This is a genomic window from bacterium (assembly GCA_030655055.1).
In the GTDB taxonomy this organism is placed as follows: Bacteria; Edwardsbacteria; AC1; order AC1; family EtOH8; genus UBA5202.
The window spans coordinates 23,907-47,427 of record JAURWH010000011.1; the positions used below are offsets into that span (position 1 = coordinate 23,907).

Annotated in this window: 19 protein-coding genes and 1 tRNA gene; 17 read left to right on the top strand and 3 right to left on the bottom strand. The window is 55.7% G+C overall.

Annotation, left to right across the window (positions count from 1 at the left end; all coding sequences use genetic code 11):
* The first annotated feature begins 8 nt into the window (after positions 1–8).
* The 17 genes from Q7U71_00330 to Q7U71_00410 all read left to right on the top strand — a co-directional run bounded on the left by Q7U71_00330 (position 9) and on the right by Q7U71_00410 (position 18,824).
* The gene (locus Q7U71_00330; GenBank protein ID MDO9390206.1) at positions 9–596 is read left to right on the top strand and encodes an acetate uptake transporter; all 588 of its coding nucleotides are present in this window, start codon (positions 9–11) and stop codon (positions 594–596) included.
* Between the two features lie 542 nt (positions 597–1,138).
* A complete protein-coding gene (gene acpS / locus Q7U71_00335) occupies positions 1,139–1,501 on the top strand; it encodes a holo-ACP synthase (protein ID MDO9390207.1) in 363 nt (120 codons plus the stop codon).
* Between the two features lie 157 nt (positions 1,502–1,658).
* The gene (gene acsA, locus Q7U71_00340) at positions 1,659–3,359 is read left to right on the top strand and encodes an acetate--CoA ligase (protein ID MDO9390208.1); all 1,701 of its coding nucleotides are present in this window, start codon (positions 1,659–1,661) and stop codon (positions 3,357–3,359) included.
* A 296-nt stretch (positions 3,360–3,655) separates the two neighbouring features.
* Positions 3,656–3,913, top strand: a complete 258-nt coding sequence (locus Q7U71_00345; protein MDO9390209.1) for an acyl carrier protein — start codon at positions 3,656–3,658, stop codon at positions 3,911–3,913.
* 70 nt (positions 3,914–3,983) lie between these two features.
* Positions 3,984–5,231: a glycine C-acetyltransferase gene (gene kbl, locus Q7U71_00350; GenBank protein ID MDO9390210.1), complete on the top strand. Its 1,248-nt coding sequence runs from the start codon at positions 3,984–3,986 to the stop codon at positions 5,229–5,231.
* Between the two features lie 262 nt (positions 5,232–5,493).
* The gene (locus tag Q7U71_00355; protein MDO9390211.1) at positions 5,494–6,000 is read left to right on the top strand and encodes a GNAT family N-acetyltransferase; all 507 of its coding nucleotides are present in this window, start codon (positions 5,494–5,496) and stop codon (positions 5,998–6,000) included.
* A 91-nt stretch (positions 6,001–6,091) separates the two neighbouring features.
* A complete protein-coding gene (gene kbl / locus Q7U71_00360) occupies positions 6,092–7,303 on the top strand; it encodes a glycine C-acetyltransferase (protein ID MDO9390212.1) in 1,212 nt (403 codons plus the stop codon).
* A 90-nt stretch (positions 7,304–7,393) separates the two neighbouring features.
* Positions 7,394–8,386, top strand: coding sequence for a M23 family metallopeptidase (locus tag Q7U71_00365; GenBank protein MDO9390213.1), 993 nt, complete (start codon positions 7,394–7,396; stop codon positions 8,384–8,386).
* Positions 8,387–8,627: 241 nt separating this feature from the next.
* Positions 8,628–8,704: transfer RNA gene (locus tag Q7U71_00370), tRNA-Val, on the top strand.
* Between the two features lie 336 nt (positions 8,705–9,040).
* Complete coding sequence (locus tag Q7U71_00375; GenBank protein ID MDO9390214.1) at positions 9,041–9,241, top strand: winged helix-turn-helix domain-containing protein; 201 nt, start codon at positions 9,041–9,043, stop codon at positions 9,239–9,241.
* A 188-nt stretch (positions 9,242–9,429) separates the two neighbouring features.
* Positions 9,430–9,948 carry a hypothetical protein gene (locus Q7U71_00380; protein MDO9390215.1) on the top strand — a complete coding sequence of 173 codons (519 nt, stop codon included), beginning with the start codon at positions 9,430–9,432 and terminating at the stop codon, positions 9,946–9,948.
* Positions 9,949–10,052: 104 nt separating this feature from the next.
* Positions 10,053–12,875 carry a right-handed parallel beta-helix repeat-containing protein gene (locus Q7U71_00385; GenBank protein MDO9390216.1) on the top strand — a complete coding sequence of 941 codons (2,823 nt, stop codon included), beginning with the start codon at positions 10,053–10,055 and terminating at the stop codon, positions 12,873–12,875.
* Between the two features lie 69 nt (positions 12,876–12,944).
* Positions 12,945–13,538, top strand: coding sequence for a hypothetical protein (locus Q7U71_00390; protein MDO9390217.1), 594 nt, complete (start codon positions 12,945–12,947; stop codon positions 13,536–13,538).
* Between the two features lie 332 nt (positions 13,539–13,870).
* Positions 13,871–14,389 carry a hypothetical protein gene (locus Q7U71_00395; GenBank protein ID MDO9390218.1) on the top strand — a complete coding sequence of 173 codons (519 nt, stop codon included), beginning with the start codon at positions 13,871–13,873 and terminating at the stop codon, positions 14,387–14,389.
* Positions 14,390–14,556: 167 nt separating this feature from the next.
* Positions 14,557–15,222 (top strand): hypothetical protein, encoded by a 666-nt coding sequence (locus tag Q7U71_00400; protein MDO9390219.1) that lies wholly within the window; start codon positions 14,557–14,559, stop codon positions 15,220–15,222.
* 70 nt (positions 15,223–15,292) lie between these two features.
* The gene (locus Q7U71_00405) at positions 15,293–17,713 is read left to right on the top strand and encodes an SdrD B-like domain-containing protein (protein MDO9390220.1); all 2,421 of its coding nucleotides are present in this window, start codon (positions 15,293–15,295) and stop codon (positions 17,711–17,713) included.
* 25 nt (positions 17,714–17,738) lie between these two features.
* Positions 17,739–18,824, top strand: a complete 1,086-nt coding sequence (locus Q7U71_00410; GenBank protein MDO9390221.1) for a tetratricopeptide repeat protein — start codon at positions 17,739–17,741, stop codon at positions 18,822–18,824.
* A 71-nt stretch (positions 18,825–18,895) separates the two neighbouring features.
* Here Q7U71_00410 and Q7U71_00415 read toward each other — a convergent pair whose 3' ends face one another.
* From Q7U71_00415 to Q7U71_00425, 3 genes are all read right to left on the bottom strand, one after another.
* Positions 18,896–20,959: a carboxypeptidase regulatory-like domain-containing protein gene (locus Q7U71_00415; protein MDO9390222.1), complete on the bottom strand. Its 2,064-nt coding sequence runs from the start codon at positions 20,957–20,959 to the stop codon at positions 18,896–18,898.
* A 91-nt stretch (positions 20,960–21,050) separates the two neighbouring features.
* Positions 21,051–22,814, bottom strand: coding sequence for an ATP-binding protein (locus tag Q7U71_00420; protein ID MDO9390223.1), 1,764 nt, complete (start codon positions 22,812–22,814; stop codon positions 21,051–21,053).
* Positions 22,811–23,497 carry a response regulator transcription factor gene (locus Q7U71_00425; protein MDO9390224.1) on the bottom strand — a complete coding sequence of 229 codons (687 nt, stop codon included), beginning with the start codon at positions 23,495–23,497 and terminating at the stop codon, positions 22,811–22,813. The genes Q7U71_00420 and Q7U71_00425 overlap by 4 nt, the downstream gene beginning before the upstream one ends.
* Between the last annotated feature and the right edge of the window lie 24 nt (positions 23,498–23,521).

Consider the following 23,521-nt stretch of genomic DNA (forward strand, 5'->3'; position numbering starts at 1 on the left):
GACGCTGCATGGACAACGCCACCAAGATCCAGGACACCACCGCCAATCCCGCTCCCCTCGGCCTGATGGGCTTCGGCATGACCACTATCCTTTTGAACCTCCACAATGCCGGGTTCTTTGGCCTGGACAGCGCCATTCTGGCCATGGGCCTGTTCTACGGCGGCATCACCCAGCTGATCGTCGGCATCATGGAATGGAAGAAGGGCAACACTTTCGGCACTGTGGCCTTCACATCTTACGGCGCCTTCTGGATCACCCTGGTGGGCCTGATGGTGATGCCCAAGCTGGGCTGGACCGAGGCCCCGTCCCCGGCCTCAATGGCCAGCTACCTCTCGGTCTGGGGTTTCTTCTCGTTCCTATTGTTCATCGGCACCCTCAGGCTGAACAAGGCCCTGCAGCTGGTGTTCGGGACCCTGGTGGTCCTGTTCTTCCTGCTGGCGGCGGGCAAGGCCACCGGGAATGCCGCCATCCTTACCTTTGCCGGGTACGAGGGCATCGTCTGCGGTCTGTTGGCCATGTACGCGGCCATCGCCCAGGTCTTCAACGAGATGCACGGGAAAGTGGTGCTGCCGCTGGGCCCGGTCAAGATACAATAAAACAGTTTTTCTTGCCAAAACTTATTGTTAATGTTCTTTTTCTTTTTTGTGCCGCCAACTAAGAAAAAGAACCAAAAAGAAAAAAGCTCGTCGCAAAGAACCATCCGGGCGCTGCGCTTCTCGTTGCCGTCGGGCTTGTCTGAACTCGGGCTTTGGCCAGCCCTCAAACAGGCCAGACAAGCTTTTAACCGCCGTCAACTGCGATGCTCACTGATGGTTCTTAACGCGACAACCAGGGTTGATACGGGGAACTTGGACGCAGCTTTGATGAGACATTTAGCCGCACATTAGCCGGTAGGCAGGTTTACTTGATTGCCGTTGACTTTGAAATTCACAGATGCTATACTTTTCTGAATGCTGGCGCTAAAAGGAACCGGGGATAATATCTAAAGGCTAATTTCTAAACTTGTCCTGAGCAAAGCCGAAGGACACTAAACAAGCGCTAATACCGAAACACTAAACTTAAAACAGTTTTGAGAATTATCCATTCGTATTTAGATATTGTTTAGGGTTTCGAGTTTAGTGCCTGGGATTTGAGTAAGATGGTTCTTGGCATCGGGGCAGATATCGTGGCGGTGGACAGGTTCAGAACGCTTAAGGACAAGGAGGAATTCCTGGCCCAGGTCTTTTCGCCCGAGGAACTGTCCCGCGCGCCCAAGGCAAACCGGGACCGGTTCTACGCCTCGCTGTTCGCCGTCAAGGAGTCGGTCTTAAAGGCCCTGGGATGCGGCCTAAGCCAGGGGTCTTTCTGGCACGATATCCAGATCTCCCAGGACATGCGGGCAGTCATCGCCGGATCCTTGATGCGATTTGTCCCGGAGGGTTCAAACCCCAAGATCATGGTCAGCCATTCCAGCACCAGGGAATACGCCACGGCCTGCGTAATAATCGAAATTAAAATATAAAAACGAATTTTACTGCGGCAATACTGAACTGACGGAATAATTATGCAGGTGCATTTTAATGTATCGCATTTTTCCGGTTTTCTTTTCTTTCCGTGGTTCTGTGGTAGGTTTCCTAAATAATCCAAAGGAATAAAAATATTAACTTGGGAGAAACAGAATGAGCAACATCGGTTCCTACGAGGATCGCTACAAGAGTTTCGACTGGAAACTTTCGGAACAGGAGCTGGAGTACGGGAAGAACGGGCAGTACAACATCGGTTATTACTGCAGCGACCGGATCTGCGAAAAGGGCCTGGGCTCAAAGCTGGCCCTGATCTGGGAAGGGTTCACCGGCGAGATCAAGAAATACACCTACGACGACATCCGGGCCTACAGCAACACCACCGCCAAATTTCTGCAGGACCAGGGGGTCAAGCCGGGCGACCGGGTCTGCCTGTTCATGGACAAGATCCCCGAGCTGTACATCTGCTTCCTGGGCATCTTAAAGATGGGGGCCATCGCCCAGCCGCTGTTCTCGGCCTTCGGCGAAGAGTCCCTGATCACCAGGCTGGACGACGCCAAGACCAAGGCGGTGCTGACCACCAGGAAACATGCCGGCAAGGTCCGCCGGATCCGCAAAGACCTGCCGGAGCTGGCCACCATCATCATCGTGGACGCCGACGACAAGCCGCTGAACGCCGGTGAGGCCGCCTTTGCCATGGAAAAACTGCCCCGGGTGGAAAAGTTCGACATCGTAAAAGTTGAGCCCGAGACCGCCTCGGTGCTGCATTACACCTCGGGCACCACCGGAAAGCCCAAGGGGGCCCAGCACGTCCACAATTCCCTGGTGGCCCAGTACATCACCGCCAAGTGGGTGCTGGATCTGAAACCGGAGGACATCTACTGGTGCACCGCCGATCCCGGCTGGGTCACCGGCACCTCCTACGGCATCATCGGGCCCTGGGCCAACGGGGTCACCCAGGTGGTGCTGGACGCCGGTTTCAGCGCCCAGAACTGGTACGCCTTCATCGAGAAGATGAAGATCACCATGTGGTACTCGGCCCCCACCGCCATCAGGATGCTGATGAAGGAGGGAGTGGAGGCGGTCAAGAAGCACAACACCTCCTCCCTGCGCCACCTGTGCAGCGTGGGCGAGCCGCTGAACGCCGAGGCCGTGATCTGGTCGGAGAAGGCCTTCGGCCAGCCGTTCTACGACACCTTCTGGCAGACCGAGACCGGGGCCATGATGATCTGCAACTATCCCGGGATGAAGGTCAAGCCCGGATCCATGGGCAAGCCCTTCCCCGGCATCACCGCCACCGTGGTCAACCCCAAGACCTTTGAGCCGGTGAACCATCCCGGCACCGTGGGGCTGATAGCCTTCAAGCCCGGCTGGCCCTCCATGATGCGGGCCTACTGGAACAACAAGGAAACCTACGACGGCAAGTTCAAGAACGGCTGGTACCTTTCGGGCGACCGCTCCAGCATCGACGCCGACGGCTACTACTGGTTCGTGGGCCGCGATGACGATGTCATCAACACCGCCGGCCACCTGGTGGGGCCGTTCGAGATCGAGTCCGCATTGCTGGAACACCCGGCGGTGGCCGAGTCGGCCGCGGTGGGCAAGCCCGATCCCCTCAACATGGAGGTGGTCAAGGCCTTCATCGCCCTCAAGCCGGGCTTCGAACCTTCCAGCGATCTGGAGATGGACATCATGAACTTCATCCGCAAGAAGCTGTCGCCGCTGGCCATGCCCCAGGAGATCGAGTTCATGGCCTCGATGCCCAAGACCCGGAGCGGGAAGATCATGCGCCGGATGCTGCGGGCCAAGGAGTGGGGCGAGGAGATCGGAGACATCTCCACTTTGGAAAATGACTAGGAACGCTCCCACGAAACACACGAAAAGACGCGAAAAATCTTGGTTCAAACTTATTTTAGAATGTTTAGTTCTTTTAGTGGGCAAAGGAAACGCACCCACGAAATACACGAAAAGAAACGAAACTACCCCTAATCTATATTTTAGAATATTCGTGCTTTTTAGTGGGCAAAAAGAAACGCACTCACGGAAAACACGAAAAAACTCGAAACAACCCCCAATTTTATATTTTTAGACTATTTCGTGCTTTTTAGTGGGCAAAAAATCAATCAATAAACAGTTTACTTTAGGAGACAACAATGTCCGACGAAATCAAAAAAATGATCATCGAATACGTCAAAAAAGAGTACCTGGACGAGGATTCCGACCAGGAGGTCAAGGAAGACACCAAGCTGATCTCCAGCGGGATCGTGGACTCGTTCTCCATGGTCTCCCTGAAGACCTACCTGGAAAAGAAATTCAGCATCAAGCTGCCGGACGAGGACGCCACCCCCGAGGCTTTTGACTCGGTCAACAACATCATCGAGCTGATCAAAAAATTCGGAGCCAAGGTCTAAACTAAATCACTAATTACTAATTCAAAATTCTGAATTCGATATTCAGTATTCAGATTATAAGGGAGGTAAGATGGCCTACAGTTCCAAAGCCAAGGATTTCTATTCCGGAGAACTCCAGGGGATGAAGGACAAGGGGATCTTCAAGGAAGAACGATACATCCAGTCGCCCCAGGCCGCCAGCATCAAGGTGGAATACCCCAAGGGGGCCGAGCCCAAGCAGGTGCTGAACTTCTGCGCCAATAATTACCTGGGGCTTTCCAGTCATCCAGACGTGGTCAAGGCGGCCCACGAGGCCCTGGATTCCCGGGGCTACGGGCTGTCCTCGGTCCGCTTCATCTGCGGCACCCAGGACATCCACAACGAGCTGGAGATCAAGATGAGCGAGTTCCTGGGGATGGAGGGCACCTGCCTGTTCCCCTCCTGCATGGAAGCCAACGCCGGGCTGTTCGACGTGGTGCTGACCCCGGAGGACGCCATGATCTCGGACCGGCTGGTCCACGCCTCCATCGTCGACGGGCTGAAGCTGTGCAAGGCCCAGATGTTCAACTACAAGCACAACAGCATGTCCCACCTGGAGGAGAAACTGCAGGAGGCCCAGAGCTGCCGTCTGCGGATGATCATCACCGACGGGGTGTTCTCTATGGACGGCGACATCGCTCCATTGGACAAGATCTGCGACCTGGCCGACAAGTATGACGCCATGGTGATGGTGGACGACTCCCACGCCACCGGGTTCATCGGCAAGACCGGCCGGGGCACCCACGAGTACCACAATGTGATGAAGCGGGTGGACATCATCACCACCACCTTCGGCAAGGGTTTGGGCGGCGCCACCGGCGGCTCGGTAAGCGGCCCCAAGGAGATCGCCGAGATGTGCCGGCAGCGGGCCCGTCCCTACCTGTTCTCCAACACCATGCCCCCGGCGGTGGTGGCCGGATCGCTAAAGGTGCTGGAGATCCTCTCCAAATCCACCGACCGCAGGGACAAGCTGGAAAAGAACACCACCTACTGGAGGGCGGGCCTGACCAAGGCCGGTTTCGACCTGAAGCAGGGCGATACCCCCATCGTCCCGGTGATGCTGTACAATGCCAAGCTGGCCCAGGACATCGCCCGCGACCTGTACCACGAGGGGATCTACGTGACGGGCTTCTTCTTCCCGGTGGTGGCCCAGGGGCAGGCCCGGATAAGGACCCAGATCTCGGCCGGACATGAGATGGAGCATTTGGACAAGGCCCTGGCGGCCTTTACCAAGATCGGCCAGAAGTACGGGATACTGGGGCTGAAGAAGGACGAGATCATAGCCAAGTACGGACTGTAAAACATTTGCCACCAAGACACAAAGACACCAAGGGTTTTCAATTATTCGGGCTTACGTGTCATTGCGAGAAGGCCCAGTAGTTGACGGGTGAAGCAATCCAGGCTATAATACAAGCCGTAATTTAGAGAGTAACAATGCGGCGGGAAGGGATTTAACTCCCGTCCCGCCGTTTGTGCTTACTGTCCAGGTTTAAAAACCGCAAAATTGCATACCAACCAGGTTGGCATGCAATAAACATTTACTCAAGCGCTGGTGCAGAAAGATGATCAGTGATAGAATCAAGCTAAGGCCTTTATCGGAACAGGATCTTGAGGCTCTCTTAACAGGTCAGAATAATATAAATAACGTCAATATTGCATCACTTGCGATTTCCGAGCCATTAAAAAAAGCAATTAATATAAAGCTTGTAATGATGAAAAGTGCTGCTAATGAAGATAAACTATGGCTTACTTACTGGCTAATAATAAAGAATGACAACTCGGAAGCGATCGGGACGATAGGTTTTAAGGGGATAGATAAAGAAGAAAAATCAGCTGAGATAGGTTATGGAATATCGGGAGAATTCGAGGGAAAGGGATACGCCACAGAAGCTCTAAGCTTGATGGTCGCCTGGGCTTGGAATACAAAGAAAATAGAGAAGGTCACAGCCATTGATGTATTGGCTAGCAATATTGGCTCGCAAAAAGTATTGGAGAAAAACGGTTTTTATAGGACCAAAGTCAATATCGACACAATTGATTATGAAATCAACTTGAAAAATTCAAGATAGTCTCAAAAGGTGAATGTTTGAAGCCCTGAGATTTAAACTTTGTTAACTTTTATCTTTCACATATAAAACAAGGGGTAATCACCAACTCATCATGGCACTTCACATCAAGGTAAAGGAATTTTACCGCAAGGAACTGGTGGAACTGCAGGACGCCGATCTCTTCAAGGAGGAGCGCTACATCCACACGCCCCAGGCGGCCAGCATCAAGGTAGAGTACCCGCCCAACTCGCCCCAGAAGGAGGTCATCAACTTCTGCGCCAACAACTATCTGGGGCTCTCCAGCCACCCGGCCATAGTGGCCGCGGCCAAGCAGGGCCTGGAGGAACGGGGCTTCGGGCTGTCGTCGGTCCGGTTCATCTGCGGCACCCAGGACAAACACAAGGAGCTGGAGCGGAAGATCTCCAAATTCCTGGGCATGGAGGATGCCATCCTGTATTCTTCCTGCTTTGACGCCAACCTGGGCGTGTTCGAGGCCCTTTTAGGCGAGGAGGACGCCCTGATCTCGGACGAGCTGAACCACGCCTCCATCATCGACGGCATCAGGCTTTGCAAGGCCGAGCGGCGCCGCTTTAAGCACATGGACATGCACGATCTCGAAAATCACCTGAAGCAGACCATGAACAAGCGCTTTAGGATGATCGTCACCGACGGGGTCTTTTCCATGGACGGTGACCTGGCCCCGCTGGAGCAGATCTGCAACCTGGCCGAGGAGTACGAGGCCATGGTACTGGTGGACGAGAGCCATGCCAGCGGGTTCGTGGGTTCCACCGGCCGCGGCACCCACGAGCATTTCGACGTGATGGGCCGGGTGGACATCATCACCACCACCTTTGGCAAGGCCCTGGGCGGGGCCTCCGGCGGTTGTGTCTCCTCCAGCAAGGAGATCGTGGACCTCCTGCGCCAGCGCTCCCGGCCCTACCTGTTCTCCAATACCATCAGTCCGTCAGTAGTGGCCGCCACCATCAAGGCGATCGAGATGATGCAGGGTTCCACCGTCCTCCGGGACAAGGTGATGGAGAACGCCAAGTACTTCCGGCAGAAGATCCGCGAGGCCGGTTTCGACATCCGGGACGGGATACATCCCATAGTGCCCATAATCCTGCACGAGGCCGAGATCGTCCAGCAGATGTCCCGGATGCTTTACGACGAGGGCATCTACGTGGTCGGGTTCTTCTACCCGGTGGTGCCGCGGGGCCGGGCCAGGATCCGGGTCCAGATCTCGGCGGCCCACGAGCGGGAGCACCTGGACAAGGCTATTGCAGCCTTCACCAAGGTGGGCAAGAAACTGGGGGTACTGAAATAAACTGCCACAAAGACACGAAGGCACCAAGAGTTATTTAAAAAATGGAAAATTGGAAATCGTGTTTGTGTCTTGGTGGCAAAAGGGGAGCTTATGATCTTCAAAAAGTCTTATTCCTTCATCATCCTGCCGCACCACGGGGAGCAGGGCAAGTCGGTGTTCTTCCACTCGCAGTGGCTGAATGCCCTCTTGCTCATCACCGTGGCGGGGCTGGGCGTCTCCGGATTTTTCATCGCCCGGCACCTGCTTTACCACCACAAGCTAAAGACGGCCTTTGAGCCCACCTTCAAGGAGAACGAGGTCCTGCGGGAGGAGCGCAAAGGCTACGGGCAGGTAAAGGATTCCCTGTCCCACGATATCTCATCGCTGCAGGCCCAGCTTAAAAAGGAGCGCTCGGTCTACCTGTCCTCGGTCAACGGGCTGGCCCGGGAGCTGGACAACCTCAAAAAACTGGCCATCAAGGTCAAGATCCAATCCGGTTTCAAGTCCTCCAACATAGTGGACGAGAACGAGGCCGCCGGGGGCCCGGCCGGCGAGCGGACCTACATCGGTTGGCAGGACGTGAACCAGCCGATAGATCCCGGCCCCCTGGAAAACAAGGTCCGCCCGGGAATAGGGGAGCAGAACGTAGAACTCAAGGAGATCGACGCCTATCTTTCCACCAAGGAATCCCTGGTATCCGACACCCCGGAACTGGCCCCGCTGTTCGGCCGGATGACCTCCAACTTCGGGGTCAGGCGCTGGCGGCGCAGCGGCCATACCGAGAACCACGCCGGGTTGGATATTGCAGTTCCAAAAGGCACTCCGGTCTATTCCCCGGCCGAGGCGGTGGTGATCTATGCCGGCCGCAAGGGGGATTACGGAAACCTGATAGAGTTGGACCACGGGAACGGCTATACCACCCGTTTTGGCCATCTCTCCTTGATAGAAGTGGAGATAGGGGACAGGGTGATCAAGGGGCAGATCATAGGAGCAGTAGGCTCCACCGGCCGATCTACCGGCCCCCACCTGCATTACGAGGTTCGGTTTCAGGGGAAAGCCATAGATCCCATAGGCTATTTAGGGTCGGTAGGACAAAAACAATAATACTCTAATTCCCTACTTGACTTTAAGCGCATAATTTGTTATAGTTTAAACTGATAGACTATCCAGTTCGTCAAAAAAAGAGAATTCTCTAAACTTTGGCATTACCTCAATATCCGTGTTTTAACAGGCGTTCAAGAGATCATCAAATCCCTTAGTAACGCATTCATAACACTGGTATTGGGCGTTCTTCGCTGGCACCGGAAGATGACAAATTCAGGATGACGAATGCAAAATATAAGATGGGCGATTAGCTCAGTTGGTTAGAGCGTCTGCTTTACACGCAGAAGGCCGGGGGTTCGAGCCCCTCATTGCCCACCATTTTGTGCAAAACATTTGCACAATGCAAAGATTGCAGAAAGTCTAAAATTGATGGTCCGGAGGCATTATTATCAATGATACATTATTTCTCAGTTATGATCACTCTCTCGGTACAGGTAAATTAGCCGATGTAACTTTAGAGCTGATTTCCTTTACCCCTTTTATTGGTCAAATAAGAGCAATATAATATAAGGGGCCAGAAAACAAGGGTTTGTACCGGACATTCTCAATGATCCGCCCAATTCTTTCCCAAAAGATTATGATAAAATCGTTATCAAAATCAGGGCTGTATTTGTTGGCATAGATTATGCAAATATAGTTAAGTGGAGGTTTGAGATGGATATTGCGGAGATCGGCGGAAATGCGGGGTTGGTTTGGAAAGCACTGAATCAAAAAGGTTCCCAGACCGCAACCACACTTAAGAAACTTACCGGACTTGATGACAAGAATTTATGTCTTGCCTTGGGATGGCTGGCCAGGGAGGGGAAGATAATTTTCCGCTCCGAAAAACGCAGCATCATGATCGTTCTCAAATAGGCCCTGGATCATTCCCGCCATCCTGATCAATGTTTTTTACATTGGGCAATACTAGGGCGGGATTTTTGTCTAAAAACGGAAAATGCCTGTTGGCTAAAAACCAAATAAAAATATTTTTTTCCGGAAGCCCGTCAATTTTAAAACCATCCCCGGTCATTAATGAAAATCACTATAAAGCGCGTGTAATCATGAAGAGTAATATTTTAGTCATTGTATTTATCCTGATTTGCTGCGGCATTTCCCAGGCCCAGGTGAATTCATCGCTGACGATAGATTTTAAAAACCCGGCGCTGTTGAGCATGGAAATAGACCGTTCGCAGATCTCGGTTCAGCTTACCAAAAATTTTGCCTCGGGACCGGTGGCCTTGAGCAGTCCGGTGATGGTCACCATAAAAAGCAATGTGCCGTGGGCGCTGGCCGCTACTGCCAACACCGATTTCCTGTGCACCGATAATGCATTGAACACCATTCCCTGCAGCCAGCTGGAATTCAAATCACGCCTCAGCGGCAGTACCGAGAATGTCCGGGAGCAGCAGGAAGAATACTTGAGCTTTGCCAAGGGCCAGGCCATGACCATAGCCCGGGGCGATGCCACGCCCAACGAGGGGCTGTATATCCTGGTGGAATACCGGCTGGTGACCAGTCTTAAGAACCCGGCCGGGAATTACAGCCTGCCCCTGGTATTTACCCTGAGTCCGTCTCAATAATAGTGATGAACATTAGGTTATACATAATGCTGATTCTGTCGGCTGGTATTTTTACACCGCTGACAGGGCAGGCTGTTCCTTTAACCGGCCAGGGGTCCGCCGGTATGTCCGGCAGCAAGGGCACTGGCGGACCGGATGCCTACGGCTACAGCTACATCGACAATAACCCGGTACAGGCCGGCAGCCCCGCCTATGTCTGGATCGACACCATCGGAGCGGGCTGGACCACCGTTACCGGCCTGGGGGACGACAATTTTTCCGGGCCGTTCAACATCGGTTTCACTTCTCCGTTCCCATATTACTGGAACACTGCCACTCAGTTCTGGGTTCATGCCAACGGCGGGATCTCCTTGTCCCAGCCTTTGAGGGGCTGGACCCCTTATGCAAGCGGGGAGAACGGCTTTCCCAACCTGGCCAAACCCCAGGACCTGGTGGGCGGGTTGGGCATAGACCTTGATCTTACCAACGCCGGCAAGTGCAAATACCGCTCCCGCAACGATTCGCTGGTGGTAAGCTGGAACGGGGTGCGGGGCTGGAACACCACGGCCTGGTATAATTTCCAGATACTGCTGACCAGTGCCGACAGCTCCATCAAACTGCAATACCACCGCATCGACCCGGCCTTTCCCGCCGCCAATGCCAGCATCGGCATAGAGAACAATAACGGCACGGTGGGCTTAAGTTACTACAACAACGGCGTCCCGGCCGGCAATCTTCCGGCGGCGGGCCGGGCGGTCAGGATATATCCGCCGGCCAGTTCCTCATACACTTCCACCGATGCCGGCGCGGCCTGGGCCCTTAACCCCCAAAGCGGGGCGTTGGTGATGCATACGTTGGATATGTTCCAGCCCCAGGCTTCAGTGGCAAATTTCGGGACCGGACCGGTGGTCATTCCCATGACCATCTGCCGGATAAGGAACGCGGCAGGAACGGTGGTCTACGCCGACACCATCCTGAACATCGCGCTGTCAAAAAGCCAACAGCAGGACACGGCCTTCATTAAAACATTCAATCCTATGGTGGCCGGCACCTATACCCTGGTGGTCAGGACCGAGGGTCTGGCCGAAAGCCCGGCCAACCCGGCCAACGATTCGGTGATCGTGGAACTGCCGGTGGTGGCTTACCAGTCGTGGCTGCGCTACGACGACAACACCGCCGAAGCTTTTTGGGCCTGGAGCGGGGCCAGTGCCACAGCCCAAAAGGGATTCGGATCGTATTTCGAGCTAAGCCGCTACCCGGTGATGGTGGACAGCGCCCAGGTCTATATCAATTACCGCAACAAGGATGCCATATTCATACAGGTTTATGACGCCTCCGGGCCGGGCGGGGGGCCGGGAACCCTTTTGGCTACCGACACGATAAGGGTGAACGGCAATAACCAATATAAATGGATACCGATTTCCTACACCACCAGAAATATCACCATTTCCAACGGTAAGTTCTTCATCTGCGTAAAAACATCCGATCCCACCGTGCGCTTTGGCCTGGACCAGAACAGTCCCATATCCCGCAGGACCTGGGAATTCACCGGGAGCTGGACCCCTTTCCGGGGACTGGAGACCCAGGATGTGATGATCCGGGCTAATGTCCACAAACCCCGCAATTCCGCCATCTATGTGGATGCCGTGGCCGGCAGCGACCTTAATCCCGGCACCAGCGCATTGCCGCTAAAGACCATGACCCACGCGGTGGAGGTGATAAGCAGTACCGATACCTGTTATGCCCGCAGCGGCAGTTACACCGGCCGGCTGACCTTCACTCCTCGGCATTCCGGCACCGCCGCCAACCGGACGGTGATCACCGCCCAGGCCGGGCATACTCCCCTGCTTTACGCCGGCGGGGCGGACGGCTCCATCATCGACAGCGCCGCTTCCTACATTACCTTCAACGGATTCACGGTTTATCCCGGCAGCGTGGTCTCGGCCTATTTCCAGGATGCCGTCCAGGTGCAGTTCACCAACAACCGGATCTATGTCCCCACCATGGGCTTCGGGCTTCTGGCCGTCAGTTCGACAACATCGCTAATCAAGGGCAACACCGTGGGACCCGCCGCCGACAACGTCAACCCGGCCGAAGGAGTCTATCTATGGGGAACGGACCAGGTCAGGATCGACAGCAACCGGATCTCGGGTATGATAGACGCCGGCATTGTGCTGGACTCGGACACCCGCACCACGGTCTGCCGCAACCTTTCGGACCACTGCTTTTTTGGGATCGATCTATGGGGCAGCAGCGGCGATTCGCTATACAACAACACATTTGACGGCAACCTCAATTCCGGCATCCATGTCCAGGGCCTCAGCGGGACGCTGGTCATCCGCAATACCAACAGCACCAACAATATCTACGGCATCTGCTGGGACAGCTCCGGCTCGGTCTTCAGCGACTATAATAATATCTGGAACAACACTTATAACTACAAGAACCCGCAGGCTCCGGGAGACACCAACGTTGTCCCGGCCGGCGTCCACGACATATCGGCCGATCCGCAGTATACGGCCGCTTATCACCTGCTGTCCACCAGCCCCTGCCGCAACGCCGGGATCCCGGTGGGCCTGCCCTATCTGGGAACGGCCCCGGACATAGGCGCTTACGAGGACTGGGCCAAGTTCCTGGATGTTGACGGCGCATACCCCGGAGGCTTGACCCCGAAATTCGGCTTAAAACAGAACCGGCCCAATCCGTTCGTCCGGACCACCACCATCACCTATCAACTGCCGGCTGCGGGGGCGGTCAGTCTAAGGGTTTACAACATCACCGGACAGCTGGTGAGGAGCCTGGTAAGTGAAGTTCAGAATCCCGGAGAGCACAGCGTAAACTGGGACGGGAGGGATGCCGGAGGACGGATTGTGAGCGCGGGCGTCTACCACTGCCGGCTGGCCAGCGGGGGCCAGACGCAGACTCGGTCACTGCTGTATGTCAAGTGATCCAAAACACTGTTATTTAATAAACAACATAAACATTAATTAATAACCAAAACGAAAGGAAACGCATCTTTGAAAAAAAGCATTCCTTATCAGCAGGGCCTGGCTGATGTCAACCAACAAATCAATAGAAAGGAACCCAAAAACATGAGGAAATCATTACTGATTCTCACGGCATTAGTGCTGGCCACCAGCATGGTATGGGCCGATGCAATCACCGGACCTTCCCCGGTATCCCACAACGTTACGGTTACCGTGATCGTCCCGGGACGGCTGGGCATCAACATTCCCGCTATCGAGCATAACTGGACGCTTGACCTGGCATTAGATCCGACTTATCCGCCGGCCGCCCTGACCCCGTACCTGATCACCAACAACGCGACCGTGCAGATCATCTCCAACAATGCGTTCACTTACGGCTATACCGCTTCCATGACAACAACCTTGACCAATCTGACAGTGGGTGATTTCCAGTATGACGCCACCGGCTGGATCCCTGGCTGGGCAGGCTGGCAGAACTTCGGTGCGGCCGGTACCTTCGAGACCGGGCTGGCTGCGACCGCTGGCTGGGTCAACCGCAATATGATGTACCGGGTGAACCTTGACGGCACCGAGGCAGTGGGCACTGGCGTAATGACTCTGGTCCACACCATTACCCAACCGTAATTACAACTACAGGCAAATGACAACAGGGGGGCGCCACCCAAAAAGAGCATTGGCGATTTTCATCCCGGCCCAGATCGAGGATCGGGCCGGGATGATGGGCTTTGTGGTGACGCCCCTCTCAGCGCAGTATAGGCGATAAAAGACCTGTTAGAGCAGAGAAAAAACCGGGAAACACCGGGTGACGTGGTATGGGCGGGAGGCTCAGAGCCGGCATGCAGGCACCGACAATGGTTGCTTTTGTTTGCAGGCTTAAGGTCAGCAACAGATGCAGTCGCTGCTGTTTATTCTGTAGCGGCGCCAGTTAAACTTTAAATTGAAAAAGGTAGCAGGAAATGAAGAAACTACTAATTCTTCTTGCCGTATTGGCAGCAACCGCCGGTATGGTATGGGCCGATGCAATCACCGGCACTTCGCCGGTATCCCACAACGTAACATTCACCGTGATCATCCCGGGGCGGCTGGGCATCAACATTCCTGCGGTCGAACACAACTGGACGCTTGACCTGTCGCTTAATCCTTTGTACCCGCCGGCCGTGACCACCCCTTTTGTGATCACGAACAACGCAACCGTGCAGATCCTATCAAACGATCCGTACACCTACGGCTATACCGCTTCCATGACCACTTCATTGGCCAACCTGACCGTGAGCGATTTCCAGTATGACGCCACCGGCTGGATCCCCGGTTGGGCCGGCTGGCAGAGCTTCGGAGCGGGAGGCACCTTCCAGACCGGGCTGGCCGCAACGGCAGGTTGGGAGAACCGCAACATGATGTACCGGGTGAACCTTGACGGCACCGAAGATATCGGCACAGGCGTAATGACCCTGGTCCACATTATTACCCAACCGTAATTACAACTATAGGTACAGGTAAATGAAGACGAGCGGGCATCATATGAAAAAAATCATATTGGCAGTATTTATCCTGGCCATGGCCGCGGGACCGGGCCGGGGGCTGGGCTGTTTAGTGACCCCCCCCCCGCTGTGAGTTAACGATGGCTTCGGGTCAAAGCCAAACTGTGATCATAAACATAATCAATAAAGACAGCACTGCGCCGCGGAGATTAAAGGTTTCGGTCAAAGGCTGGGAGAAAGAAAGAAACGGCCAAATCACCTACTACGATCCCGCCGGCAAGAACCGTTCCTGCGGGAACTGGCTGGAGGTCAATCCCTCCGAATTCGAGATGCCGGCCGGAGGCGTTGAGGCAGCGAGGTTTACCGTTACCGTACCGGAAACTGTCAGTGGTTCATATTGGGCGATAATCTTCTTTGAGAGCCAGCCAGACACAATGGTAAAGACCACTGTGGGGGTCAGGTTTGTCGGCCGGGTGGGCGTTTCGGTGTATGTTAACGTCGACGGCACCCTGCAGTACCAGTCGGAAATGACGGGTTTGTCCTATAAAAGAGGGGGATATAAAAAGCACGAGTTTAAAGTGGGGATCAAGAACGCCGGCAATGCATATTTCAGGCCCAAGGGCACAGTGGAGATCAAAGATGCCGCGGGCAAAAAGATAAATACCACACCTTTTCCAGATGACCTGGTCGTCCTTCCCGGAGCGCAGAATGACATAAAGATCACCATCAATGAGGTGATCCCACCGGGACACTACACAGCCAACATCACCATCGACTGCGGTCAACCGGAGCTGCTGGAGGGCGAGACCTCTTTTGAGGTGGTGCCTTGATAAGGCAGATGCTTTTAATCCGGCCCGGCCGCCTTCATCTGCCGGGCTTCCTTATTTTTAAGGACTAAGCATGGGCCGTTCAGCCTACATATCGGCCTGGCTGCCGACCCTTTTGGTGTTGGCCGGGTTTAGCCAGGTCCGGGCCTATAGTTTCATGAATCTGGAATACCGCGACTATCTTTACCAGCCCAGCGGGCAGAGATACTATCAGGCATATTATCGCATCGGCTCCGACCAGACCGCCGGGGATTTTCGTACCCGGTATTTTTTGGAATTCAACGACAATGCAATCAAGGATCCGGCCTTGAACCGGATCGAGATGCAGTTCTCGGGCTGGAAATTCCTGGGGGGAAGATGGGACGCCAGCCTGGGCGATATCACCATGTCACCGGTCTCCCCGGGCCAGAGTTCGGTTTCCCTGCGGGGCACCAAACTGGTGACCGGGTGGGGACAGAAGATCTCCGCCGAAACATTCGCCGGAAGGATACCGGACCTTTATCACCGGGCCAATTTCCCCACCTTCAATAACAATAATATTTTAATTTCCCAGGGGATCAAGGGGATATTATCCAAACAATTCAATTTTAAATCCAGGGTATCCTACCGCCGGGATAAGAAGGCCGAGCTGTATTACAGTTATCTCAAGGCTAAGGACCTTTGCGAATGGGCCAACCGGGTGGAATGGGACCTCCGCCCCAACTTAAGGGGGCAGCACCAGCTGGCCTTAAGCTATAACCGGGACTTTAACGGCATCCGGCGAACCGATATCAGCGGAAGCAGCAGCTGGGAATATTTCAACCCCTGGTTCCGCAGCTCGGCCGATTACCAATACCGGGGTCCGGGCTACATCAGTTCCGCCAACGACGGCAATGGTTGCGGAGAAAACCAGCTGGCGCTTTCCTCCAGCGGGGTGCTGCTGAAAAAGATCACTCTTTTCGGCAACTACAGTCAAAAATGGGCCAGGACTCCGGATGACACCACCCTGTTCTGGAACCAGTTCCAGAAGTGGGGCACCGGCCTGCAGACGGCGATCCCCCGCTGGCCCCTGTTCAGCTACAAATTTGACCGTTACACCTGGGGCTATCACCGGGGACGGAGGACCTTTCAGGATATGGTGCAGTACACCAACAGCTTGGAACTGCAATACAACTGGCGGCTCTATCTTTGGAGGCTGGGTTACCAGCTGCAGGAGTCCCGGGATCTCATTGCCGGAAGCCAGAGGCTCTGGCACCAGGGATCGTTGACCGGAAGTTACCGCATGGGGAGCTTTGGGCTGAACCTGGACCAAAGGGGCAGCCGCTATAACAGCCCCAAGCAACTGCAGTGGTCTCAGAGCTTCGGCTTTGACCAGCGCTGGGGCCGGCTGCTCAACACCTCATTATCGGCTAACTGGTGCCAGGGCAATTCCGAAACCTACCGCTGGAAGACCGAGAACTGGGGCTGGAGCCTTAAGGCCGGGACAGACCGGACCAGCGGCTGGAACCTGTCGGCCGACCTCGGCCAGAACTATTATTATTATTCCGACCTGGGCCCGGTGGTCCGGAACACCAGCTGGGGGTTCAAATTGGAGCGGCGCTTTGACGGCTGGGGCCAGCTGGTCAGCCTGGGTCAGATAAACGGGCGGGTTTACGAGGACGCCAACGGAAACATGACCTTTGACAACGGCGACAAGGGCATTCCCGGGATACCGATAATGATAGACGGGAAAGAGGCCGCCCAGACCGGCCGCAGCGGAGAGTACCGGGTATTGGGGGTGGCCGCCGGCAGCCATTCGGTGAAAATGGACATTTCCAAGCTGGATGCCGGGATGGATCCCAGCATCGGAGGCCAGCGACGATTCACCACCGTCGGGGTCTGGGGCCCCAGGGTGGATTTTCCCCTGGCCCCGCTCAACGAGATCTACGGCAATGTTTTTCTGGATGAGAACCGCAACGGCATCCGCGATGAGGAAGATGCCGGACTGCCAGGGGTATTTGTGCTGATGGGAGACAACCGCCGGTTTACCGCCAGCGACAATGAAGGGGATTTTATCTTCCATAATGTCCAGCCGGGAAGGTACCGGGTCTTTATCGATCCCCGCTTCCTGCCCGACACTCTGGCCGTGACCGGGGAGCAGCAGCGTTTCATTGAGGTAGAGAACAAGAACGATGTAGGCGGCGTAGCCTTCGGAATAGGCAAAAAGGTAAGGCCGGTAAGAAAGATGGTCTTCGCCCCATCCCAAGTGACGGAGCCCGGTCCCAAAACCGTTCCGGTAAAACCGGGCCGCTCCAAAACCGGCCAGCCGGTCAAACAAATCGCCAAGGCTTCGGCGGAAGAGATCAAGAGGCTGTATGATCTGGGGATCAAACAATATTCAACCGGAGATTACCAGAGCTCCATGACCACCTGGAACCAACTACTTAGGATTGATCCCGGAAACGGCGAGGCCAGAAAAAACCGGGACAGGACCAAAGGGAAGTTGGACGCCCTGCAGAAGATCAAAGGCCAATAGCATGAACAGAGAAACAAAAATAAATATGAACCGCATTTTATTTACCATAGTATTTTCAGTCATGATGATCCAGCTGGCCGCCGAGGTTCCGGCGCAGGCCACGCCCGGCCTGATGGCCTGGCCCAGCAAGATCGATCTATCGGTCAAGGCCGGCGGCGCCAAGACCGGTTATGTAAATGTGCAGAACCAGGGATTGAACAAAGTGCGGCTAAAAGTTAACATAATGAATTGCCGGATGACCGAGGATGGGGCGATAATTTACACTAATAAGAATGTCTCTTTCGGTTGCAGCCAATGGCTGAAGGTTGATCCGGCGGAATTCAACCTTTCACCCCGGGCCAGCCAGCAGGTACTCTACTCCATAGAGGTTCCCCAGAGCGCCCAGGGCACCTATATGGCGGTGATCCTTTTCGAGACCAATGTTTCAAACGGCGACTATCAGAACCTGCCGGGAGCGCTGGTGGTTGAGAATGTGCCGGGAACGGGACAGAAGAGGGCAGACCTGACGGAGCTTTCCTTTCAAAAAGGCATCGACGGAGGGAACGCCAATGCAGTGCTGGGGATCAGCAACTCCGGGTCGATGATATGCAATCCCACCGGCACTCTGGAGGTCACCGATCTCAAGCGGGGCGGGAAGGTGAACTTTGCCATCAACCGGGAAAATGAACCGGTGCTGCCCGCCTCCATGCGCCGCTTCCGGATCCCGCTGGAGGGGCTTTACAACGGACAGTATAAAGTGCTGGCGGTGGTGGACTATCAGGGCAGCGAGATACTGCAGGGCGAGGCCACGGTGACCATCAACGCCGGAGAACTGATAGCCCAAAGCAACCGGACGGCCAACGGCAGGACCAAGGGCGGAGACCGGTTATCGTCCGAAGGACAAAAGAAGACTCCCGGGCCGGCCGAGCCGAAAAACTCTTCTTCGCTTTCTTCCGCCGAGATCGAGACGCTGAACCGGGAGGCGGTGAAATTATATTCCGAGGGGGATTATGAAAAAGCCCTGGCCCAGTGGCAAAAGGTGCTGCGGGCCGATCCCGGTCACAACGGGGCCAAGAACGGGGCCGAACGCGCCAGGAAGAAAATAGAAGCCTTGAAGAAGGCCAGGGGATAGCAGATACTGAGGCAAATGATAGAAAAAAACCGGCTTGCATAGCAAGCCGGTTTTTTCATGTTGGCCGCGAATTACCGCAGCAAAAGCACTTTATGTATCAATCGTTCATCGTTGGTTTGCAGGCGCAGGAAATAAAAGCCGTTGGGCAGTCTTCGCCCTCCGTCGCCGGTTCCGTTCCAAATGAAATGATGAATGCCGCCGGCCATCTTTCGCCGGGACAGGAAGGTCTTGACCAGCTGTCCCGATATGTTATATGCCGAAAGGCTGGCCGGACCTGGTTTAGTTAACTGCAAATTGATCATTGTTAGTTGGCTGAACGGATTGGGGGCGGTACTGAGAGATATTCTGCCGGTCAAAATATCACCGGATATCTCCCGGCCTTCAACCCCGGTGGGGGAGCACAGGATTGCCGTGACTGAATCACGGACAGTGCCTGTTTGATCGATCACTTTTATATGCGCCCGGTAGGTAAGATTGCTGTCCAATCCGGCATTATTGAAGGTCAGCCGGATGCTGTCGCTGTCCGGCGGGGTAAAACCGCCGCTGGTTTTGGATAAGGTCAGCCAGAGCGCATTGTGGGCGCGGATGTCATAGGCCGCCAGCCGGTCGGTGGCATCCTGCAGCAGGCCCAGCAGGACTCCGCGCCCCGGCACCAGTCCAGTGCTGAAGGTGGCGCCCCCGGCGCAGGCGTTGGCCGGGTCGACGGCCGGGCACTGGAACTCAACCCCGGTATAACTGCCGGAGGAAGGGTCGAACTGGCTGGCCTGGATCTGAGGCCAGCCGTCCTGGCTGAAGACCCAGAGCCAGGGACCGTCGGGAGCGGTGGCATCCCAGGCCAGGCCGAAGATGTTCTTGCTGTTGGGCCATGAACCGGCCAGGCTGCCGTCGCGGTTCACCCGTCGGATATCATCGGAATAATTGGCGGTGTAAAAACAGTCGGCCGCCGGGTCATAAGCCAGTCCCCGGCAGGGGCTGGTGTGGGCGGAAATCTTCACTCCAGTGACCGCGCCGCTGGCAGTGTCTATCTGTTCTATCGAATCGCCGGAAGCGGCGTAAAGGTAAGCGCCGTCGAAACACAGGTCGCGCCAGCCCCAGCCATTACCGGAAGGCTGGGGATAGCTGGCCAGCAGGGAGCCGCCTTTATCAAGCTTATACAGGTAATTGGGGTCGGCAGCGGGGTCATCTGCCGCCCCGGTGACCCATAAGTTGACGCCGTCGTATTCAACTCCCAGGCAGAGGTTGTCGCCGGTGATGCCGCTGATATCCAAGCCCCACAGGGAGTCGCCGAAGGATTTGCTTTTAGCCGCCTGTTCCGGCCATTCCACGGTATACTGCAGATCCCTTGTACCTCCAATTCCCAAATGAAGGTATTGTGAGGAATCAATGGAATTGGGGGACAGGACAACGCTGACCGATTCGGCCGGGTTCAAGGCAACCGTGGGGTAGCCCAGGGAAAAGTCCACTGAAACCGTTGCGCCCACCGTGAGATCGATGGCGGTGACAGCGGAGTCAAGGTAATTTGTCTTCCGGGCAGTAAGGGTATAAGTGCCGATGGGGGCCGAGGGAAAACTGTAATTCCCCGCCATGGTGGTATCAACCAGCAGCGTTCCGCCGGAGGTGGCAGTAATTATTACTCCATCCAAGGGAATTCCCCCGGCATTGTCGTCGGTAACCAGGCCCTCGATCTGTCCGGTATATTCGAAGGTGGCAAATCCCTGCTGGAGGGTGTCGTTGGCAGTGACTTCATCCCCGGTCAGGACAAGATATGCCGTAGCGGTATATTTCATCAATGACTCAGGGACAAACGCGGTTCCAAAAACAAGCTGGCGTCCGGCACCCGGGGCCAGGCTGTCAGTCATCATCAGGGAATCAAAGTAGACCCTTTGGGCCAGGCTGTCGTCGATGGCATAGTAAGCCCAAACACTGTCCTCGTAATAAATGCCGAAATTCTCCAAAGTGAAGGCCGGATAAAAGGGCATTCCCGGCGGCACCAAAGCGGCGGCCGGGGTATCGATGGAAACGGCCGCCAGATCGTGTTCCACCCCCGGACCGAAATGGTCCTGTTGCATCACTGCGGCTGGAGACAGTGATGCGGTTGCGGCAGCCAGCAAAAGAGGGATCAGAAAGTATCTCATTTTTCTATTAGTAAAATTAAAGGGGATCATTGAAAACCAACGGTCAATCATGAACTGTATTGCGACGGTGATCACCCGGCCATGTCCGCTTTCAACTGTGGCTGGCCCGGGGGATCTTGATCCAGAAGCGGCTGCCTTTTCCCAGAACGCTTTCGGCTCCGGCGCTTCCCCCGTGAAGCTCGGCGATGTGCTTGACGATGGCCAGACCCAGGCCGGTGCCGCCCATTTCCCGGGAGCGGGCCCGGTCCACCCGGTAGAACCGCTCGAACAGTCGGGGCAGGTTTTCCCGGCTGATGCCGGGGCCGTTATCTGACACCGACAGGATCAGGGTATTTTCCCGGATCTCGGCCGCCAGATCTATCCGGCTGTTCTGGGGAGCATACTTGACGGCATTATCCAGCAGGTTGCCCAGGGCCGATGCCATTTTATCAAGATCCATCTGGACCGGCTGCTGGCCGGTCTGGTCATCGGTTTGAACCAGATGTCCCTTTTCGGCGATCCGGGGCTGTAGATTGTCAACGGCCCGTTCCAGCAGGGGGCCGACAGCAGAGGGGACCTGGTTGAGGGTGTAATTCCCCGACTCAATGGCCGAGAGCTCCAGCAGGTCGTTCACCAGTTTGCTCATCCGCAGGGACTGGGCATTGATCCGGCCCAGAAAATCCTCCAGCTGTCCCCGGTCATTCAGGGCGCCGTCCAGCAGGGCCTCGGAAAAACCATTGATGGCCGAGAGCGGGGTCTTGAGTTCGTGGGAAACGTTGGCCACGAAATCCTTTCGGATCCGCTCCAGCATCTTCAGCCGGGTGATGTCCGAAGACACCAGCACCCAGCCCCGGAGGCTTCCCTGATCCACGATGGCGGCGATCCGGACGATGTAAAATTTCTTTTCCCACTCCAGCTCGATCCATTCCCGCTGTTCCTTTACCAGCTGTTCCATGATGGGGCTGCGGATGGCCTCCAAAAGCAGCCGGCCCGCTGCCTGGCCGGGGTCCAGCCCGAACATTTCGGCGGCGGCGTGGTTGACCATCTTTATCACCTGGCGCTGGTCCAGGGTGATCACCCCTTCGCTCATGCCCTCCAGCACTGCGGCCAGGTTGCTCCTTTGTTCGGATAGGTCATTGACCGTTCCCTCCCAGGACTGGGCCAGCTGGTTAAGGGTCTGGGCCACCAGCGCCGTCTCCCGGCTGCCCTTGGTCAGGGGCGCCCGGGCCTTCAGGTCGCCGGAGGAAAGCCGGCGGGAAGTCTGCTCAATGTCCCTGATGGCCTCGATCTCGGGGTGCCAGGCCAGGCTGACCAAAAGCCAGAGCAGGGCCGCGCTTAAGACCAGTCCGAGGATCACACCGGCCAGCAGGTGTCTCTGGTAATTTATCAAGCCCTCCCAGGGCCAGGCTATCCGGCAATAACCCCATAGGGCGTTTTTTCGCATGATTGGGACGGCAAAATAGATCATCTCCAATTTAAGGCTCCGGCTGTACCGTACCGTATGGCCCCGGCCTTTTTGTCTGGCCTGGGCGATCTCCGGCCGCCCCAGATGGTTGTCCATGGCCTTAAGACCGGCGGCATCCTCATCCGAATCCCCCAGCACCCGTCCCAGGCTGTCGATGATGGTCACTCTTTTGCCCAGAGCTACAGACTGGACCTGGGCCAGGGAGTCGATGTCGGCCCCCGGGTCAGCCGCCAGCTTTTGGGATATTTCGGAGCTGATCAGCAGGGCCTGTCCCTGCAGTCCGTCCAGGGCCAGGCTCAGCAGGTGCTGCCGGGTGTTGAAATAAAGGTAAAGGGAAAATCCGCTCAACACCACCAGAACCGAGACCAGGCCGGCCGAGGCCAGTTTTATTTTAAGGCTGGGGTGCTTCATTCTTCCTCTTTGATCTTGTAGCCGAAGGATTTGACGGTCAGGATGGCCGCATCCAGCAGGGGGATCTTTTTCCGCAGGTGCCGGATATGGACGTCCACCGTCCGGTTGCCGCCGTAGTAGTCCTGGCCCCAGACTGCATTCAGTATCTGCTCCCGGGAAAGCACCCGGCCGGGACGTTTAAGCAGATATTCCAGCAGGCCGAATTCCTTGGCGGTCAGTTCCACTGCCTTCTTGCTGACGCTGACCACATGGCGTTCTCCGTCCAGAGTTATCTTTCCGTAGTTCAAAACGGCCTTGGCTTCCTCCGGCGGCTGGTTGCGGCGGAAGACGGCCCGGATCCGGGCCATCAGTTCCTTGGGGCTGAAAGGCTTGGTTAGGTAGTCGTCGGCCCCCATCTCCAGGCCCACGATCTTGTCGGTCTCCTCGGCTTTGGCGGTCAGCATGATGATGGGCAGCCTTTTGGTGGCCGGCTCGGAACGGAGGATCCGGCAAAGCTCCAGGCCGTCCATCCCGGGCAGCATCAGGTCAAGCACCAGCAGGTCCGGGGGCTGGCGGCGGATGCGCTCCAGCGCCCGTTGGCCGTCGGAAATGGACTCGGACCTGAAGCCGTCCTTTTTAAGGTAATGCTCCACCAGGTCGGCGATGTCCCGCTCGTCCTCCACTATATAAATAAGTTTCGCCATAAGTACCCCCGGTTAAAATTGCTT

Excerpts from the sequence above, each read along its gene's own strand:
- Q7U71_00355 (MDO9390211.1), top strand. The coding sequence starts at position 5,494 with ATGATCAGTGATAGAATCAAGCTAAGGCCTTTATCGGAACAGGATCTT.
- kbl (MDO9390212.1), top strand. The coding sequence starts at position 6,092 with ATGGCACTTCACATCAAGGTAAAGGAATTTTACCGCAAGGAACTGGTG.
- Q7U71_00375 (MDO9390214.1), top strand. The coding sequence starts at position 9,041 with ATGGATATTGCGGAGATCGGCGGAAATGCGGGGTTGGTTTGGAAAGCA.
- Q7U71_00380 (MDO9390215.1), top strand. The coding sequence starts at position 9,430 with ATGAAGAGTAATATTTTAGTCATTGTATTTATCCTGATTTGCTGCGGC.
- Q7U71_00365 (MDO9390213.1), top strand. The coding sequence starts at position 7,394 with ATGATCTTCAAAAAGTCTTATTCCTTCATCATCCTGCCGCACCACGGG.
- Q7U71_00385 (MDO9390216.1), top strand. The coding sequence starts at position 10,053 with ATGTCCGGCAGCAAGGGCACTGGCGGACCGGATGCCTACGGCTACAGC.
- Q7U71_00425 (MDO9390224.1), bottom strand. The coding sequence starts at position 23,497 with ATGGCGAAACTTATTTATATAGTGGAGGACGAGCGGGACATCGCCGAC.
- Q7U71_00415 (MDO9390222.1), bottom strand. The coding sequence starts at position 20,959 with ATGAGATACTTTCTGATCCCTCTTTTGCTGGCTGCCGCAACCGCATCA.
- Q7U71_00410 (MDO9390221.1), top strand. The coding sequence starts at position 17,739 with ATGAACCGCATTTTATTTACCATAGTATTTTCAGTCATGATGATCCAG.
- kbl (MDO9390210.1), top strand. The coding sequence starts at position 3,984 with ATGGCCTACAGTTCCAAAGCCAAGGATTTCTATTCCGGAGAACTCCAG.
- Q7U71_00405 (MDO9390220.1), top strand. The coding sequence starts at position 15,293 with ATGGGCCGTTCAGCCTACATATCGGCCTGGCTGCCGACCCTTTTGGTG.
- acsA (MDO9390208.1), top strand. The coding sequence starts at position 1,659 with ATGAGCAACATCGGTTCCTACGAGGATCGCTACAAGAGTTTCGACTGG.
- Q7U71_00420 (MDO9390223.1), bottom strand. The coding sequence starts at position 22,814 with ATGAAGCACCCCAGCCTTAAAATAAAACTGGCCTCGGCCGGCCTGGTC.
- Q7U71_00395 (MDO9390218.1), top strand. The coding sequence starts at position 13,871 with ATGAAGAAACTACTAATTCTTCTTGCCGTATTGGCAGCAACCGCCGGT.
- acpS (MDO9390207.1), top strand. The coding sequence starts at position 1,139 with ATGGTTCTTGGCATCGGGGCAGATATCGTGGCGGTGGACAGGTTCAGA.
- Q7U71_00345 (MDO9390209.1), top strand. The coding sequence starts at position 3,656 with ATGTCCGACGAAATCAAAAAAATGATCATCGAATACGTCAAAAAAGAG.
- Q7U71_00330 (MDO9390206.1), top strand. The coding sequence starts at position 9 with ATGGACAACGCCACCAAGATCCAGGACACCACCGCCAATCCCGCTCCC.